The 2,086-nt window shown below is 76.4% G+C and carries 1 protein-coding gene; it reads right to left on the reverse strand.

From position 1 onward, the window contains the following. The coding region (locus EF903_RS31985) for a glycosyltransferase family 39 protein (protein WP_148142638.1) at positions 1-2,086 on the reverse strand (2,086 nt) is incomplete at both ends.

The raw sequence follows: 2,086 nt of genomic DNA on the forward strand, positions 1-2,086 counted from the left end.
CCCGTCGTGGGGGCGGTGCCCGTCGTGGGGGCGGTGCCCGTCTTGGGGGCGGTCAGGTCGTAGAAGACCGCTCCGCCGACCTCCGCGGCGGTGAAGTTGGCCTCCACCCACTCCGTGATCGCGCTGCTGGTGGCGCCGCCCGGGCCGCCGCCGCGCCGCGTCCCCGGCCCCTCTCCGACGGCGGATCCTGCGCTGCTGCCGATGAAGTAGTGGATCCTGCCGGACCGCACGTACTCCCGGAACTGCTCCACAGTGGGCGAGGGGTCGCTGCCGTTGAAGCCGCCGACCGGCATCACCGCTTCCCCGGAGGCCAGTTGGTAGCCCGCCGCGTTCTGGGCGCCCACGACGGCGGCCGCCCACGTGTACGCGCCGGAGCCCGTACGCAGGGCCGACACGGCCTGCGCGCTCGGCTTCGTCCCGTTCAGCAGGCCGCCCGCGCCCCCGGGGCCGCCGGGTCCGCCGCCGAGCGGCCCGCCGGCGCTGCTCGCCGGGCCTCCGGGGCCCGCCGGCGCGCCGCCCTGGCCGCCGGGGGGCATCCGGCCGTCTGCCGGCCGCCCGTCCCGGCCCGGCATGCCGCCCGGCCGCCCCTGCACGGGGGCGCCATGCGGGCCGGCGCCCGGCGGGAGGTCGGGGCCGTCGAACGCCCTCCGGCCCCCGGGGCCCGCGCCGGCCACCGCCGGGCCGGCCGTCGGGATCGAGCCCGTGTGCGGGGACGCCACCGTGGCAAGGCAGTACGCGAACGGCCCGGCCAGTGCCGCGACCAGCCCCAGCGCCACCGCGGCCCGCGTGAAGCGGCGACCCGCCGGCGCGCCCGCGAGCAGCCCCGCGGCTGCCGCCAGACCGGCGGCGAGCACGGCCCAGCGCAGCCACGGGAGGAACTCCGGAGACCGCCCGAGCAGCACCCACGACCACCAGGCGGTCAGGGCGAGCGTGCCGGACAGGGCAGCCGCTGCCGCCCTGCTGCCCCGCTCCTCCCACAGCAGGGCCGCGCCCATGCCGACCAGCGCAGCCGTGAACGGGGCCAGGGCCACCGTGTAGTACTCGTGGAAGATGCCCCGCATGGAGCTGAAGACGGCCGTGGTGAGCAGCAGCGGGCCGCCCCAGGCCAGGAAGGCGGCGCGTGCCGCGGACTCCACGGAGGTCACCGGGCGCGCCGCCCTCCAGGTGATCACCAACCCGGCGGCGAGCATGGCCAGGGCTGCCGGCAGCAGCCAGGAGGCCTGCCCGCCGACATTGGCCGAGAAGAGCCGGTCGATGCCGGTCTCCCCCCAGCCGCCACCGCCGCCGGGGCGACCGCCGCCGACGCTCCCGGTCTCGTTGCCGTTGATCCGGCCGAGGCCGTTGTAGCCGAGGGTCAGTTCCAGGAAGGAGTTGGTCTGGGAGCCGCCGATGTACGGGCGCGAGGAGGCGGGCCACAGCTCGACGACCGCCACCCACCAGCCGCCGGCCACCACTGTGGCCGCCCCCGCCGCCAGCAGCTGCGCCAGCCTGCGGCGCAGCCGGGCCGGGGCGCAGGCCGCGTACAGCAGGGCCAGGGGCGGCAGGATCACGAACGCCTGGAGGGTCTTGGTCAGGAAGGCGAGGCCGACCACCGCCCCGGCGGCGACCAGCCAGCCGGTGCGGGCGCCGTCGAGGGCGCGCAGCACGCAGTAGACGGTGGCGGTCAGCAGCAGGGTGAGCAGCGCGTCGGGGTTGTTGAAGCGGAACATCAGCGCGGCGACCGGGGTGAGAGCGAATGCGGTGCCGCTGAGCAGGGCGGCCGCAGGGCCGAAGTGGCGGCGGACCGCCGCGTACAGCACGGCGGTCGTGGCGATGCCCATCAGGGCCTGCGGCACGAGGATCTGCCAGCCGCCCAGCCCGAACAGCCGCACGGACAGGGCCATCGGCCACAGTGCGGCCGGCGGCTTGTCCACGGTGATGGAGTTGCCGGCGTCCGAGGAGCCGAAGAAGAAGGCCTTCCAGCTCTCGCTGCCTGCCTGGGCGGCCGCCGAGTAGAAGGAGTTGGCATAGCCGGAGGCGCCCAGGTAGGCAGCGAGAGCTGGAAGGCCTTCTTCTTCGGCTCCTCGGACGCCGGCAACTCCATCAC

The sequence above is a fragment of the Streptomyces sp. WAC05292 genome (assembly GCF_003949955.1).
GTDB lineage: Bacteria > Actinomycetota > Actinomycetes > Streptomycetales > Streptomycetaceae > Streptomyces > Streptomyces globosus.